Consider the following 15,200-nt stretch of genomic DNA (forward strand, 5'->3'; position numbering starts at 1 on the left):
ATGGGTATTTAGTTGTTGTCGCTCAGTCCGGCACCGGCGCCCAGTAGCCGCGATGCTTCGGTAGCGGGCACGTAGGTACGGGCGGCCAGTGATTGCAGATAGGCAAGGTCAGATTCGGCGACCGGGCGAACGCTGCCGGCAAGCGCACTGGCCGGATCCAGAGCATCCGTGCCTTGCTTGCAGCACACACTGACTGCGCGCTGCTGGCCGAGCCCCCCTGCGTCATTCAGAAAAACCCCGCCCAGACTGTCGAAGCCCAGGCTGCAACCCGGCCACGAGAGCTCGACGGGCGCCTTGAGGCGTCTGGCCATGGCGCTGACAAAGGGGATCAGTAACTGCGGGCTGGCCACATCGTTCAACAGAATCTGTCCGTGGCTACCCAGCAGATAAGCGTGGTCACTGAGGGCCGCGCCTGTGATCAAGGGGCACAGCGCAGCGCTGGCCCCGTGCCAGGCGCCAGCGCCGATCACTGGCGCCAGCTCGCTATAAACAACCCCGTCGTCACGCCGCAACTGCCCGGCAATCACCTGCGGGCCATCGAGACCATGGGCCGACAACCATTTCGCCGCCTTGCCGGCCTCCTCCGCCAGCCCCCAGGACATGCCCGCACCACGGGCGGCCTTTTTGCACAGACTTTCGATCTCATTCAACGATGCATGCATGGCGCTGCTCCTGACTGCCAAGACCGGGATAAGACCAGTCATCGGCCAACACCTGACTCAACTCATGGGGAAAGGGGGCGTTCTGATACATGTTGATGCGCACCCAACGATCGGAACGCGGGTCGAACCGGGTGGCGCCGAAGAACGAAAGTTTGCAGCGCAGCAAATCGATCGGCAGCAGAGCCCGGTCAATCAAGTTGTCCTGTATATCGGCGTACGGGCAGCCCGGCGCCAGCTGCACACGCCTGACCACATGCCGGTGCTCGGGATGCTCCAGCAGGAAGGTGGCCACCGTCTGCCCGTCGTCGCAACCATTGAGGGCCTGCTGCAGCCGGGAAATATCCCGCGCCACTGCCAAAGGCTGCTCCAGTGCTTCGCCCGGCTCGCTGAAGCGCTGCCCGATCCGCGGCTCGAGCTTTTCCTCGGACACATACCAGAACAGCGAGTGACTCTGTTCGGTGGAAAAATCGATGGCCGCGACCCAGGCGTAATCAGTGGCAAGAATCTGTTTAAGGGCACCCACCCCCATGCTGCCGTCCACCGCGAAACCCAGCTGTTCATCGGCCTGCATGGTTTGCCCCAGATCGTCGATCAAATGCCCGTAGGGCTCGAGCAACAAAGACACCAACTGCTCTTGTGCCTCCAGCGACAGCCGGTTTTCGGCCCAGCGATAAAGCGCATCCCATGGATACTCGCGCTGCAGAATGCCTTCGCCCATACACAGTTGCAGGGCCTTGAAGTCCTGTTGCAACTCGAGGATGCGCTGCCCTTGCAACGGGTGGTCCGAGTGCCAGCTGCGGGCGTCGGCTTGTGCGCGGCGCACAAAATCCACAAACATTCCCTGCTCCGCAGGCGTTGGCCGGCGCACTGCACGCACCCGCTGCAGCGCTGTTTCCCGGGCTTGCACCCAGTTGTTTAAAAGCATCGGGTGATTCAACAGAAAAGGTGCCATGCCCAGGCCCGTGGAGTTGCCCAGGCCGAAACGGCGGCGAATTCCGGGCTCCAGCACTACCGCCGTGCCCGGGGCCTGAACCTGTGCCAGATGCTCCACCAGATCGACGCTAAAGGCCCGAATCAGGAACACCGTGAGCATTTCCGCCTGAAAAGGTGCCGACAGCTCGGGGCGCGCGGCCACCGACTCACGATCGGCCGCGCCAAACTTGCCGCTGCCATAGACCGCCGTGGTGCGCATCAGGTAACCCACCTGCTCGACAAAAGCGCAGTCCGGCTGGCGGCCTGCGGCCAGTTCCTGCAGCACATGGTCAAACAGGCGCACCGAGCGGTTAGCTCGCGCCATGCACAGCTCACGGGACGACACGCGGCCCGCTTCCTGTTTCGGCACATTGGCTTGCAGGCGCTGCAGCTCGACTTCATCAGGAACCCCGTCGAACAAAGCGAAAGTGGCATCCCAGGCCGTGGCAATCACCCGGTCAGAGCGCAGCGCAGGGTCCAGATCATGGGCAAAGGCCACCAGGCTATATGCGCGCTCCGGCCCCCGGGCCACATACACGGCCCGGCCGACGCCCTGCCCGTCGATGCTCCAGACCGTGCGCTGGAACTGCCACTGCTCGCGCTTCAAGCGGCGCAGCAGTTGGCGCATGAACGACAGCCGGGACTGATGAAAGGCACCCAGGCGCGCGGCCTTCATGACACTGGAAGGTGGTCGCAGTTGCATATCAGATCACTCCCTGGTCACGCGCCATCTGCCGGGCAATGCGCACGGCATCCCACACAGAGGGCAAAATCAGGATCGACACAGGTACTGCCGTGATCACGATAAACGACTGCAAAGCTGTGATTCCGCCTTCACCCAGGGTGATCAGAATGGCGCCGACCACTCCCATGCCGACCGCCCAGAACACCCTCAGCCAGGTTGGCGACTCGCCATGATCGGTACTGATGGCCATGGCCACGGTGTAGGACATCGACCCGGCACTGGTCACCACCGAGAAAAAACTCAGGAACAGAAACAGTGCTGAAATCAAAGTAGGCATCGGCATCGCTTGGGCAACCCCCAGCAACAGTGCTTCAGGTTGCACCCCGTGGCTGACCACACTGCCCGGCGAACTCAGTTCCAGGCCAATGCCGGTACCACCCACCAGGGTGAACCAGACCATGGTGATCAGGGGCGCCGCCACCGACAGCAAGCCCACCACTTCGCGGATGCTGCGGCCGCGGGAGACCCTGGCGACGTAGATCCCCATCATCGGTGCATAACCGATAAACCAGCCCCAGTAGAACAGCGTCCAGCTGTTGAGCCACTGGCTGTCGTCACGGTACAGGGCAGTCTGGAAAAAACTGGTCACATGCAAGGCCAGGCCTTGCACGAAGGTCTCACTGAGAAACAGAGTCGGGCCAAAGATAAACAGAAACGCGGCCAGCCCCAGCATCAGCCACACATGGACCTTGCTGACCAGACGCAGACCGCCCAGGCCCACCACGCACGACAGGGTGTAGATGGTCGTGACCGCCAGAATCACCATGGCCTGGGTAGTAATGGTATCGGGCACGCCCCACACCGAGTGCAGGACAAAAGCGATTTGCAACCCCAGAAAACCCACTGGCCCGATGGTGCCGGCAACCACGGCAATAATCGCCGAGGCATCCGCAATCACGGCGATGGGCCCTTTAAGCGCTCGCTCTCCCAGCAATGGATAAAGCAGGGTTCGCGGCATCAGCGGCAGTTTTTTCTCGTAGTGCAGGTACATGTACACCACGGTCAACAGGCTGCCGAGAACGGCCCAGGCCATGAACCCCCAGTGCAGGAATGACTGCGAGAGTGCCGCCACCGCGGCCGGCGCACTCTGCGCCGCCACGCCGAAGTAAGGCGCAGGTTTCATAAAGTGCGACAAGGGTTCGGCAGCCGCCCAGAAAGCGCCGCCACCGGCCAGCAGTGCACACATGATCATCGACACCCAATTGAAGGTGCTCATGCCCGGTGTGCTGTTCACCCCGCCAAGGCGGACCCGGCCGACCCGGCTGAAACCGATATACAGGCTGGAGGCAAATGTCAGCAGCATCAGCACTTGCCAGTACAGGCCAAAGTAATGGGTGCCCCAGGAAAACGCTCCGCCGATCAGGCCGGACAGGGTTTTCAAATCAATCAGGGCAATGATCAGGAACAGCAGGAAGAAGCCGCCACTGATCCAGAACGTTGACCAGTCGAGTTTGCCGATAGCACTTTTACGAAGCGTGCAGGGTTCACTCCCCACCAAAACTTCAGTTGGAATTTCCATTGAGCCTCCCCTCCGAAGAGAGTTGTCGATCGCCAGTATTGTTATTGTTGGAAGTACTTTTGTTGTTATTGCGCGATGTCCTTGTCGGCCTTGCAGTTGCGAATCCGGGTGGCTGAAATACTTTAAATCGCGATATCTACGGTGCGAGCCGTGGTGCTATTGCGGGCATCTTCGGGTACAAAGCCCGCTTCGAAAAACCGCAGCCAGTTGCCGCCCATCAGGGCCGCTATATCGGCAGGCCCGAAGCCTGTGGCAGCGAGGCCTGCTTCAATGTTTACGAAGTCGCGGTTGTCACGGAACCATTCGGGCTGGTCTGGAAACCCCGGATTTGCCGCAGAACCTTCGCCGTAGTCGACTTCCTTGGTCCAGCGCCCCACCCGCATCCACTCAACCACGCTGTAAGGCTGGTCCTGGCACAGGTCGGAACCCAGCCCGAGGTGTTCGACCCCCACCAGATCGGCCGTGCGGGCGACCATCTCGCAAAAGCTTTGCAAGGTGCAGGCGCTCTTGCCGTGCAGGTGATGGGGGTACAGGGAAAAACCGAACATGCCGCCGCTTTGGCCCAGCGCCTTGAGCACCTGGTCGGACTTGTTGCGCAAGGCCGGATGCCAGAACGCCGGGTTGGCATGGGTGATCGCAATCGGTCGCTGCGAGTGCTCAATAGCCTCCAGGGTGGAGCGGTCGGACGAGTGCGACATGTCCACCACCAGCCCCACACGGTTCATCTCGCGCACCACCTGCTTGCCCATGCGGGTCAGCCCGGTGTCATGTTGTTCATAACAGCCGGTGGCCAGCAGCGACTGGTTGTTATAAGTCAGCTGCATAAAGCGCGCACCCAGGGCATGGACCACTTCCACCAGGCCGATGTCGTCTTCGATCGGCGACGGGTTCTGAAAGCCGAAGAAGATCGCCGTGCGCCCGGTCTGGCGCGCCAACGCGATGTCGCCGGCCCATTTGCCGTGCAGGATCAAATCGCTGAAGCGCTCGAACAACAGGTTCCAGGCTTCGATATTGGCCACCATTTCACGAAAGTTTTCGTGATAGGCGATGGTGACGTGCACCGCATCAACCCCGCCGTCGCGCATCTGCCGGAAGATTTTCTCTGACCAGTTGCCGTATTGCATGCAGTCAACCCGGGGCCCGCGCACAGCGAATGGTCGGGCCGGATTCATAGCGGCTCTCCTGCGGCGATGTAGCCGGTTTTTACATGGGTATAAAACTCGACGGCCGACCGGCCTTGTTCCCGCGGGCCATAACTGGAATCACCGCGCCCACCGAAGGGCACGTGGTAGTCAGTACCGGCGGTTGGCAGGTTGACCATGACGCAGCCGGCCCGGGCATTGCGCCGGAAATGGCTGGCACGGGCCAGCGAGCGGGTCATGATCCCGGCAGTCAGGCCAAAACGCGTGTCATTGACCAGCGTCAGGGCTTCATCATAACTGCCGATCTTGAGTACACAGGCAATAGGCGCAAACAGTTCCTGGCGATTGATCAACATGCTGTTGCGGGTTTCAACGAACAACGCGGGGGCCATGAAGTGACCGGGTGTGGCCAGTTCCAGAGGATTGCCACCGGTGATCAATTCAGCGCCTTCCTGGCGCCCCAGCTCGACACTGGCCAGGTTGCTGGCCAATTGCGCAGCGCTGGCAACGGGGCCGATCTGGGTTCCCGCTTCCAGGGCGTGCCCCACTTTCAACGCCCGGGTAGCGGCGACCAGCTTTTCGACAAAGGCATCGTGCACGCGCTCGTGCACGATCAGCCGCGAGGACGCAGTGCACTTTTGCCCGCTACCACCGAACGCACCGTTAACCGCGCAGGTCACGGCAAGGTCCAGGTCGGCATCATCCATGACTGCGAGGGCGTTCTTGGAGCCCATCTCCAGCTGCACCCTGGTCATATTGGCCACGGCAGCGGCGGCAATCCCCTTGCCAACTTCAACCGAGCCGGTAAAGGAGATGGCACTGATGCCCGGATGTTCGATGAGGGCCTGACCAATTTGCGCCCCGGCGCCCATCACCAGATTGAACAGGCCTTTGGGAATGTCCTGGCGGGAAATGATTTCGCTGAGGATGACAGCACAGGCCGGGGTCAGATTGGCCGGTTTCCAGACCACGGCATTGCCGAAGGCCAGTGCCGGAGCAATCTTCCAGCAGGCCGTGGCCATCGGGAAATTCCATGGCGAGATAATGGCCACCACACCCACCGCCTCGCGACGTACATCGATTTCAATGCCATCACGTACCGAGTCTGCGCTATCCCCCATCTGGCGCAGGGTTTCGGCTGCGTAATAGGTGAAGAACTGGCCAGCCCGATACACTTCGCCAGCACCTTCAGCCAGTGGCTTGCCCTCTTCACGGGACAGCATCTGACCGATTTCGGCGCTGCGATTGATCAACTCCTGACCAATGGCCATCAACACTTTGTAGCGCTGTTCGATACCGCAACGGGCCCAGAGTTTTTGCGCATGGGTGGCGGCTTCGATGGCTGTTTCCAGTTGCTGCGAAGAAGCCTGTGCGTAGAGGCCAATCAGATCCCGGGTATCGGAAGGGTTGCGGTTTTCGACTTCAGCCTGGCCCTTGAGCCACTCACCGGCGATGTAATTCAAATTGCTGTACGTCATGAATTCCTCCTGACTGGCATGCCATGAATCGGCATCGCCTGTAACTGTTATGGAGGAGATTATGAGCGGCCAGACTATTAAGTAAATCTAGTAAATTTTAACGATAGTTAAGTATTATTTAAATAAAGCCTTAATCTGCGAACTGACCGCCATGAGCATCAAAATCACCAATTTGCAGTTTTTCGTCGCTGTCGCCACCAGTCAGAGCCTGACCCAGGCCGCCCAACGGGTGCATCGCACACCGGCGGCCGTCTCGCTCTCGCTCAAGCAACTGGAAGAGGAGTTGGGCGGCGCGCTATTTGAAGGCGAGCGCAAAAACCTGCTCAGCCCCCTGGGCAGGTTTGTCTTGCAGGAGGCGCAACGCGAGCTGACCCACTTCGAGCGCACCATCACCACCATCAAGACCTATGCCAAGGCCGAAACCGGGCTGGTGCGGGTGGCAGCGGTGCCGTCATTCGCTATCACGCTATTGCCACCGCTGCTCAAGCACTTCCATGAGCAATACCCGCAATTCCACCTTGATATCCGCGACATGGACTCCGAAAAAGTCGTCCAGGCGGTACTGGCCGGCGAAGTGGATATTGGCATCGCCACCGTGCCGGCCAGTATTCCGAACATCAATCAGGACTTTCTGTTCTCGGACGCCTTTTGCGTGGTCTGCGCGGCCAATAACCCGCTGTGCTCACTCGCCCGCCCGGTACGCTGGAGCGATCTGGAAGGTCATAACTTCATCAACAGCGGCCTGGGAGCAGACATCAATGCCGCGGAGTTTCGTCACATCAGAGACCAGTCGACCCTCAGCGTCAGAAACACCACTTCATTGCTGGCTCTGGTTGCCCAGGGCATGGGCGTGACGCTGCTTCCCGAATTGCTCAGGCGCTCGGCCAGTAGCACCGACCTGCGCTTTCTACCCCTGGAAGACGAGCGGATCATGCGCTCGGTCAGTGTCATCACCCCGCCCAGGGACTCGCTCAACCACGCCTCGTACACCTTTGTGAAAGCCCTGAAGGCCAGTCGTTTTCCGTAGGGACGCCGCTGGCTGTACGACTTACTGCACCAGCAACAGTGATCCCGAAACGAAAGCGAAGATCAGCACGAACCGGCGCAGGCGTTTCTCGTTGATCATGTGCCGGGCCCGGTAACTGGCAAGCACGCCGAGCGCCAGGGGCAAGCACAGGATCAGCACCGGTTCGACTTGTCCGGCCTGTAGATGACCGCCTGCCGCCAGTACCGCCAGCGAGATCAATTCGCCCACCAGAAAGCACAGGGCAACCGAGCCTCTCAAAGTGGCAACCGGAGAATGCTGGTACACCAGAGCCAGAGGCGGACCGCCCACCCCGGTGGCCGTTTCGGTGATGCCGGTAATGACTCCCGTCGAAATAAGCGCCCGCCGGCCGGGGACGAATGAGGGGGCCACCCAGGTGGCGATGCAGGCCGCAATCGTAGACAGGCCGATCAATATGTTGAGTTGCGAGAGCGGCAGCCAGAACAGAATCCAGACCCCGCCAAAGGTTCCTGCAAAGCGCCCCAGAGTGATCCACGAACTGCCTCTGAAATCGATTGCCGCCCGTTCGCGCCAGGCGATGGCGGCATTCAGGGGCAACATCAGGATCAATAAACTGATGGGCAATGACTCTGGAGCCAGCAAGCCCATGACCGGCGCCACGATAAGGGCGAAGCCCATTCCGGTGGTGCCCTGGATCAGGGCACCACATGCGACGGCTATAGCGATGATGTAAATCGGATCGAAAGGTAAGCTCATGTTTTACTCATCTACTCGCCGTGCAAAAGCACAGACGGTAACGGATGGACTTTATGAATGGGTGCCCGACTCACAACATCCCGGGCCAGAGCATCCACTTGACGCATGAGGGCCCGGGCATCCCAGTCGGTGGGCCAGCCCTGCCATAACCGCACCTTGCCCTGCACCACAACGGCCTGGATCTGATCGCGGTTGGCCAGCCGGACCAGGTCCCAGGTCAGGTTCCAGGACGGCAGCAGTTCCGGTACCGCCAGGTCCACCAGCAGAAAATCGGCCGCCAGACCGTGGGCAATTTGCCCCGTGACCTTGCCTAACCCCAGCACCTGGGCTGCGTCCCGGGTGCCCATGTCGAGCCACAGTTTGCCGCTGCCGCACACCGAGTCCCCTACTGGCAAGCCGTGGGCGAAACGCTGGGCGGCTTCGGCATAATCCAGAAGGCGGAACCCGTCACCGCGGGTACCGTCTGTGCCCAGCCCCACTGGAATACCCAGGCAGTGCATCAGATGCGCCTGTGCCACCGCATTGCCTTTCCAGGCACTGGCAACCGGGTTGTAGCTCACGGCGGCGCCACTATCGCGCAACAGGCAAATTTCATTCGGTGTGAGCAATGTGGCGTGTGCAAGCAGAGCCCCGGGGCCCAGCGCTCCGGCCCGGTGCAGGTGCTCCAGGGGGCGCACGCCATAGAGTTCCAGCGAACGTTCGACGGCCACCAGGTGTTCATTGACATGGCTCTGGAATATGCGTCCCGCCTCGTGGCACAGACCGTAGACCGCCTTGAGGGTCGAGTCGGTGGCTATTTCCGGAATGGGGATTGCCAATGAAGGCGTGACCAGTGTGTCGTTGTCCCACTCTGACAGGTGCTGCTCTGCCCTGGCGAGAATCGCACCTGCCTCCAGTACCTGCCCGCCCTGAAGGTCATTGCAGGTCTTGGCCAATACACAGCGGATGCCCACTTCATGGACGGCCCGGGCAATTGTCTCGACCCCCTCTCTGGATCGGGTACCCGCATCACATACGGTGGTGAAACCACCCCGCAGGGATTCAAATGCCGCCAGCTTGCTGGTCAGGTACAGCAGGTCGGTATCGAGGGAGCCTTCCAGTGGTATCCAGATACGTTTGAATATTTCTGAAGGCTCACCGAACACCAGCCCCTTGCCGAAACTCTGGCTCAGATGGTGATGGGTATCGATAAACCCCGGCATCAATAATTGATCATCAAGGCGCAGCACTTGATGATCGGGATAACGGCCCTGCAAAAGTGCCAAAGGCCCCACATCGGCGAAGCAGCCATTTTCAATCAGCACGGCATGTTCGCGGCGCGGCCCCTCAGGGAGCATTAGCCATTGGGGAGCCAATAATTGACCAGAGGCAACAAGCTGTTGCGGTGAAGACAGTAAGTGAGTCGCAGAGCTGGAATCCATGGAGATGCCTTTTTGTTTGAATCAGTTAATCAGCTTGGTCTTGGCGGCAACTGAGGCTGGCTGGCGACCAACGCAATGGAATACAAAGTTCATCAGTGCCGCAGTCAAGGCCCCCATGGCGACGCCGTTGCCCAGCAGGCCGGCAAGGCCGTCCGGGAAGTGGCTGTAGACCCCCGGGACCAGAATCGGCAGCAGCCCCACGGCCAGGGCCACAGACACCACGTACATGTTGCCGTGGTCGCGCAGGTCCACTTTGCGCAGCATGTCGATGCCCATGGTGCCGACAATGGCAAACACGATAAGGCTGGTGCCGCCGACCACGGCTTGGGGCACGCCCTCGATCAAACGCGCCAGTGGCGCAAGCAGTGCAAAAAGCAGTAACAGCAGCCCTGAAACGGCAGTGACATAACGGGAGCGGACCCCGGTGGCACGAATGACACCTATGTTTTCTCCGCTGGTAATAATCAGTGAGGTGCCCATAAACCCGCCCAGAATCGAGGCCAGCGCATCCCCGCGGATGGTTCGCACCACATCGCGGTTTATATCCAGGGGCTTGTCGACGGCTTCACTGATGGCGACGGTCTGGCCCGTTGCTTCGACCATGGACACCAGACAGAACAGCATCAGCGGAATGGAGGCGAACAGATCGAATTGCGGGACCCCGAACGGCATCAACGTGGGCAGGTTCAGCAGGGGCAACAGGCTCAACCGCGAGCTGTCGAATGCCCCCAGAGCCACGGCCAGCAAGCTGCCACCAATCAAGCCAAGCAAAATAGACAGCTGACCGAAGGTTCCACGCAGCAGGCGTGAACACAGCACCGTGATAAAGATGGTTGAGAAGGCCAGCAGGAGTTGCTGTGGCGCGGCGAAACCGGCAGTGCCCGGCTCCCCCACAATGAGCTGGCCCGAGAGTTTGACCAGATTGACCGACACCAGCAGCAACATGGTACCGACCACCACAGAGGGAAAAAAACGCAGCAGCCGGCGAAAAACCGGGAGTACCAGAAAGTAGAAAAAACCCGTCAGGATCACTGCGCCCGAAGCAGTGGCGACCCCGTTTTGCTGGGCAATCAATATGAACAGCATGATCGGGGCTCCGCCGGGGAGCATGATGAAAGGCAAGCGCGAGCCACATCCGCGCAAGCCCAGTGACTGCAAGAGCGTCCCCAGGCCGCAGACCAGAAAGGTGGCACTCAACAGCTGAAGGGTTAAGTCGCTGGAAAATCCAAGGGCGGTCGCCATCAGAAAAACCGACGCTATGGGTGACGCCGCCATCACCAGCACATGCTGGCCGCCAAACAGCAGCAGTTGGCGCCATGGCAGAAACTCATCAACAGGGGAAACGGGTTTCTTATTGTTATCCGACATATCCCACCTCTACGTTAAGCCAGCATCAACGGCTCATTGAGTGATTGTTCCAGACGCAGCCTTAACGATGAACATGCAGATAAATCCGCGCCAAAATCGATTTACACATGCCGCCCAAATCGATTTGGGTGGAATGTAGTCCTGTTCAATTAACCTGTCAACGGCAGACCCCGGGCAACCCGGCTTGAGTAGCTGATCCGGGTCAGGAGGCGTATAACTCGGCCCATCGTTTATTGAGTTTCCCTACCTATGCCCAGCAGCAGCTCTCGTCGCCCCACCATTGCTGATGTAGCCAGTGCCGCTGGTGTGTCGCGTACCACCGTCTCCCATGCGCTCAATGACCGCGGCCAGGTCGACCCCCAGACCCGGACCCTGGTAAAGGAAGTCGCCGCCCGCCTGGGCTATAGCCCGAACCTGCGGGCGCAGCGCCTGCGCACCGGGCGCGCCAACTCAATAGCCCTGCTGTCATCCATGCCCTTTGCCGTTGCCGGCGGATCTTCACGCCTGGGGTTTTTGATGGAAATCGCTGCCACCGCGATGGAGGCTGCATTACGTCAGGGCGTGGCTCTGGTTCTGGTGCCACCGATGGAGGGAGCGCAGGATTTGCTGGATACCCTGGATATTGACGGGGCAATCATCATCGAGCCGGTGGCAAACGACCCGCACATTGCCCGCTTGCGCAAGAGAGGAGTGAAGCTGATTTCAATTGGACGCCAGCCCGAGACCGACGATCCGGTGCCGTACATTGATATGCATGCAGACGTTGCAGGTGCCCTGTTGCTGGAGCACTTGCACGCACAGGGCGCCCGCCGGACCGGTCTGATAATCGGCGCTCAAAGCAGGCACTCCTATGTCGATATGGAGCATGCCTATCGCGCTTACTGCGCCTCCACTGACCAGCCCGTCGCCATCGTGCGGGCGGATGAAGCCGGAGGCGAATCAGCCGGCGCTGAGGCCTGCCTGCAATTATTGGAGGAGTACCCGCAACTGGACAGTTTGTGCGTCCCGGTGGATGCCTTCGCCACTGGCGCCGTACAGGCGTTGACGGCAAGAGGCTTGAAGGTGCCGCAGGATGTAAAAGTGGTGACGCGCTATAACGGCTTGCGGGCGCGGGAATGCAACCCGCCCTTGACGGCCGTGAACATGCATCTCGAACAAATCGCGGCCCAGGCCATCGAGTTACTGTTCGAGCAAATCAACAATACCGGGCAACGTCAGCGCATGGATGCGCCCCTGGTGACCCTGGTGGTGCGAGACTCAAGCGCACAGTCAGACGGCCCCGCCCGGCACTGACCCCTACAGCGGCACCACAGCGGATGGACCACCCTGGCCGACTGCGCCGGTCACAAACTTCGCCACCTGGGCATGGGACAATGCCCGGGCGTCCGCCAGCTTCTGCAGCCACATTGCCAGGCGCGTCACGCAACCGGGCTCCTGTCGGGCGACCGGGTCCAGATGGGCAAACAGATCCTGCACCAGCACCTCGGCCGACTGGCTCAGATACTCCGACTTTATTGCCCCGGCAATTTGCCCGGCCAGTTGCGCGACATCCGAGTTACTGGCTTCCAGCTCGAGCATTCGCTGCGCATAGGAGGACGTGACGGGTAACGGCATAAAGGGTTTTCCTGGGTGATGGAGGGTTAATAGAATTCTTCCCGGGATTTAACCACGCTCACCGGCTTGCGCTCCCCCGTGCCCGTAATCTCGTAAACCGTCATGACGTAGTTATCTGCTATGACTGTTTCGATGAGGTAAGCGGTCTTGGGTTTTGGGGTAAAGACTTGAGTCTCAGGCTGAGCCGCTATGGCGTAACCGAACATCGAGTGCATGGGAATGCCGTTGAGGGTCGCAACCTGTTGCTTGACCAGCGCATTGACCTTCAGCGGTTTATTGGCCTCTACCAGCGTGTCGATACTCGACGTCCCACCGGCCATTTTTTTCAGGTACCCGGGTATGCGCTTGAAATAAGCCGTGTCATACACCTGTTCGCCAGCAGACTGCATGCCGAATCGACCGGCGTCACTCGGCCCGGTGGAGTAGCTGACGGGATGGTCACCTGCGCCGCCGACAGTGCGGAACGCAAGGCTTGCATGCTGCTCATCCGCGGGTATCGTCACCAGCGGCTCTGGCGTGGATTGAACGGCAGACTGGCGGCTGGCGCAGCCGGTAATTGACAGGGCCAGGGTTATTGCGAGGGTAAAAACCAGAGTTGTTTTCATTCGATCCTTGAATTTTCATGTGTCGGGAGCAGCTATGGACTTCAATTTCTCCGGAAGGTGCCACAACCGGCGGATCAGTCAGCGCCGAGTTGCAGTTCCATTGCCTGGGACATCAGGCCGCAGCCATCACGCAGGGGTTCCAGAGGGCCGACCGGACGAAAGCCAGATGCCGTGTACAGGCCCATTGCCGGCGTGTCTGCGGCCGTTACGCCCAGGCAAACACGGCGTACACCAACACTCTTTGCCCACTCCAGCGCTTCATGCAGCAGTGCACCGCCAGCGCCCAGGCCACGGCGCGCAGGATCAACCCACATCTGAAAAATTTCGGCCACGCCGGCTTCCGGCAACTTGCACCAGACCAGCCCGCACATTTGCTGGTGATCGAGCGCAACAAATATTCGCGCCTGCCCCGAGGATACGGCACCTGCAAGCCGTGAAGCCCAGACCTCATCGGTCCTGCCCGCCTCTGACTCATAGGTGCTGGCGAAAGCATCGGGAGAGTCTTGCAACGACTGCAGACGAAGGTCCCGGTAACTGCGCCACTCACCGGCCTCAACCGGACGTACTGAAATCATGCTGCGGCCCCTCCCTGTACCAGTGTCAATACGAAGTGGCGCAGACTAGCGTGCGCCCGGGTGAGGGACAACCTTGCGCTACACCGCGTTCACAATGGCGCTTGCCAATCCGCAATGGGGTGGCTACCTTCCAGTCCATGAGCACGTACCGTATCGCCTCGACCACCACCACTACCACGACCGCACAAGGCGGGCCGTGAGAAGTGTCGTGAGCTGAACCCAAACGAACTTCAAAGGCCCGCCAGCAATGCGCAGGGCCTTTTTTGTGCCTTGCTGTCGCTGGCTCACTCGCAAGGAAATGCACCATGTATGCACTACTGATTCTCGATATGCAGGTCGGTCTGGTTCAGGGCCCGGACCAGCCCTGGCAGGTGCCAGCGCTGATAAACACATTGAACAGGCTGATGAGCGATGCACGGCAATCCCGCGCCCCGATCTTCCTGGCCCGACACACTGGCCCGTCGGGGTCGCCCATCGAACCAGGCAGCCCGCTGACGCAAATCGTTAAAGAACTGGAGCTGCAGGGTGACGAAGTTATCTTCAACAAAAGCCGGCCAAACGCATTTTGCATGACTGAGCTGGAGCAACAGCTGCAAGTGCATGGATGCACGGGCATAGTCGTCACCGGAATGAAGACTCAATATTGCGTAGACAGCACCTGCCGGGCAGCCAGGGATCTGGGCTTTGATGCGGTGCTGATTGCCGACGGTCATACCTGCTCCGACACACCCTTGCTCAAGGCCCGGCAGATAGTGGCACATCACAATGCGACCCTGGACGGACCTTTCTGCCGTGTTGTCCAGGCACAGGACTGGAGCTTTCAGGACCCCTGCGCTGACTGAATTGCCAGCAAAAAAACGCCGAAGCCGAGGACACAGATCATGCAAAGAACGGTAAGAATCGCCAATGAGACGGATATCGAGGTGATATTCGACATCCGCACCAGCGTGACAGAGAACCACCTGTCCCGTGATCAGTTAACGCAAATGGGCATTACCCCCGAAGCCATACGCCAGGCGATGTCCCGGGCGCCGTGCCTCTGGATCGCGGAGGCCGATGGCACCCCGGTGGGGTTTTCCATGGTTGATCTCGAAGAAGGCTGCGTGTTTGCGGCATTCGTGCAGGCTGAATTCGAGGGTCACGGCTTCGGCCGACGCCTGATGGAAAAAGCCGAAGCCTGCCTGTTCCAGCAGCACCCGACGATCTGGCTCGAAACCGCCGGGGCTAGCCGCGCCAGTGGCTTCTACCGCAAGCTCGGCTGGCAAGCGGTGGAGAACCTGGAGCAAGGTGATGTGCGCTTTGAGAAGCAGCGCCCATAAACCCTGCACGGCGGTCGC

At 60.1% G+C, this 15,200-nt stretch carries 15 protein-coding genes; 4 read left to right on the plus strand and 11 right to left on the minus strand.

The window, feature by feature from the left end:
• Positions 1-8 precede the first annotated feature (8 nt).
• The 5 genes from FEZ21_RS19440 to FEZ21_RS19460 form a co-directional block, all read right to left on the minus strand.
• Complete coding sequence (locus FEZ21_RS19440; protein ID WP_003441312.1) at positions 9-662, minus strand: DUF3726 domain-containing protein; 654 nt, start codon at positions 660-662, stop codon at positions 9-11.
• Positions 643-2,337: a hypothetical protein gene (locus FEZ21_RS19445; RefSeq protein ID WP_160628247.1), complete on the minus strand. Its 1,695-nt coding sequence runs from the start codon at positions 2,335-2,337 to the stop codon at positions 643-645. Before FEZ21_RS19445 ends, FEZ21_RS19440 begins: the two co-directional genes overlap by 20 nt.
• 1 nt (position 2,338) lies before the next feature.
• Entirely contained in the window at positions 2,339-3,898 is a 1,560-nt protein-coding gene (locus FEZ21_RS19450; protein WP_003441305.1) for a BCCT family transporter, read from the minus strand.
• A gap of 122 nt (positions 3,899-4,020) precedes the next feature.
• Positions 4,021-5,070, minus strand: coding sequence for a membrane dipeptidase (locus FEZ21_RS19455; protein ID WP_003441301.1), 1,050 nt, complete (start codon positions 5,068-5,070; stop codon positions 4,021-4,023).
• Entirely contained in the window at positions 5,067-6,518 is a 1,452-nt protein-coding gene (locus FEZ21_RS19460; protein ID WP_003441299.1) for an aldehyde dehydrogenase family protein, read from the minus strand. Before FEZ21_RS19460 ends, FEZ21_RS19455 begins: the two co-directional genes overlap by 4 nt.
• A gap of 151 nt (positions 6,519-6,669) precedes the next feature.
• On the opposite strand from FEZ21_RS19460, the gene FEZ21_RS19465 reads away from it, so the two are divergent.
• Positions 6,670-7,545 (plus strand): LysR family transcriptional regulator, encoded by an 876-nt coding sequence (locus FEZ21_RS19465; RefSeq protein WP_003441296.1) that lies wholly within the window; start codon positions 6,670-6,672, stop codon positions 7,543-7,545.
• Positions 7,546-7,566: 21 nt separating this feature from the next.
• Here FEZ21_RS19465 and FEZ21_RS19470 read toward each other — a convergent pair whose 3' ends face one another.
• From FEZ21_RS19470 to FEZ21_RS19480, 3 genes are all read right to left on the minus strand, one after another.
• A complete protein-coding gene (locus FEZ21_RS19470; RefSeq protein ID WP_003441293.1) occupies positions 7,567-8,280 on the minus strand; it encodes a sulfite exporter TauE/SafE family protein in 714 nt (237 codons plus the stop codon).
• Positions 8,281-8,291: 11 nt separating this feature from the next.
• Complete coding sequence (locus FEZ21_RS19475) at positions 8,292-9,584, minus strand: amidohydrolase family protein (protein ID WP_256681560.1); 1,293 nt, start codon at positions 9,582-9,584, stop codon at positions 8,292-8,294.
• Positions 9,585-9,722: 138 nt separating this feature from the next.
• The gene (locus FEZ21_RS19480; protein WP_003441288.1) at positions 9,723-11,069 is read right to left on the minus strand and encodes a uracil-xanthine permease family protein; all 1,347 of its coding nucleotides are present in this window, start codon (positions 11,067-11,069) and stop codon (positions 9,723-9,725) included.
• Positions 11,070-11,318: 249 nt separating this feature from the next.
• Between FEZ21_RS19480 and FEZ21_RS19485 the strand changes: the two genes are divergently transcribed.
• Positions 11,319-12,362, plus strand: a complete 1,044-nt coding sequence (locus tag FEZ21_RS19485) for a substrate-binding domain-containing protein (protein WP_003441285.1) — start codon at positions 11,319-11,321, stop codon at positions 12,360-12,362.
• 3 nt (positions 12,363-12,365) lie between these two features.
• On the opposite strand, the gene FEZ21_RS19490 is transcribed toward FEZ21_RS19485, so the two are convergent.
• From FEZ21_RS19490 to FEZ21_RS19500, 3 genes are all read right to left on the minus strand, one after another.
• Positions 12,366-12,683, minus strand: coding sequence for a hypothetical protein (locus FEZ21_RS19490; RefSeq protein WP_160628249.1), 318 nt, complete (start codon positions 12,681-12,683; stop codon positions 12,366-12,368).
• A 26-nt stretch (positions 12,684-12,709) separates the two neighbouring features.
• On the minus strand, positions 12,710-13,288 hold the full coding sequence (locus tag FEZ21_RS19495; protein WP_003441279.1) for a hypothetical protein: 579 nt from the start codon (positions 13,286-13,288) through the stop codon (positions 12,710-12,712).
• 74 nt (positions 13,289-13,362) lie between these two features.
• A complete protein-coding gene (locus FEZ21_RS19500; protein ID WP_003441276.1) occupies positions 13,363-13,863 on the minus strand; it encodes a GNAT family N-acetyltransferase in 501 nt (166 codons plus the stop codon).
• Positions 13,864-14,168: 305 nt separating this feature from the next.
• Between FEZ21_RS19500 and FEZ21_RS19505 the strand changes: the two genes are divergently transcribed.
• Complete coding sequence (locus tag FEZ21_RS19505) at positions 14,169-14,705, plus strand: cysteine hydrolase family protein (protein ID WP_003441273.1); 537 nt, start codon at positions 14,169-14,171, stop codon at positions 14,703-14,705.
• A 39-nt stretch (positions 14,706-14,744) separates the two neighbouring features.
• The gene (locus FEZ21_RS19510) at positions 14,745-15,182 is read left to right on the plus strand and encodes a GNAT family N-acetyltransferase (RefSeq protein ID WP_160628252.1); all 438 of its coding nucleotides are present in this window, start codon (positions 14,745-14,747) and stop codon (positions 15,180-15,182) included.
• Positions 15,183-15,200: the final 18 nt, after the last annotated feature.

The organism is Pseudomonas sp. 9.1(2019) (assembly GCF_009910445.1).
GTDB lineage: Bacteria > Pseudomonadota > Gammaproteobacteria > Pseudomonadales > Pseudomonadaceae > Aquipseudomonas > Aquipseudomonas paraversuta.